Annotated in this window: 1 protein-coding gene; it reads right to left on the bottom strand. The window is 68.1% G+C overall.

Going from position 1 to position 263, the window contains the following annotated elements:
* A partial coding sequence (locus tag KVT32_RS30405; protein WP_217619466.1) for a CsgG/HfaB family protein occupies nucleotides 1-263 on the bottom strand: 263 nt, incomplete at both ends.

Raw genomic sequence — 263 nt, 5'->3', positions numbered from 1 at the left:
GACCAGGTCCTGCTTGGCGCCGGTGAGATTGGCTTCCTGCTGCACCTTCGCGATGTCGGTGCGCTCGAGGACGACGGAGGCGCCCGATTCGGTGAGGGCCTTGGCCAGCATGTCCGACACCTGCTTGCCGACCGGGTCGCAGGCGGCGTCGCGCAGCAGCGAACGGGCGTAGTTGGTCGCGTTCGAGACGCGGCCGATGGCGATCTTGCGTTTCAGCGTGGGGCGCGAAGCCGCCTGGGCGACAGCCTGCTGTGCCTGCTTTT

Source organism: Achromobacter sp. GbtcB20 (assembly GCF_019091095.1).
Taxonomy (GTDB): domain Bacteria; phylum Pseudomonadota; class Gammaproteobacteria; order Burkholderiales; family Burkholderiaceae_B; genus Achromobacter; species Achromobacter mucicolens.
Note: the sequence above shows the minus strand (reverse complement) of the source record. Positions and strands in the feature narration are given on the sequence as shown.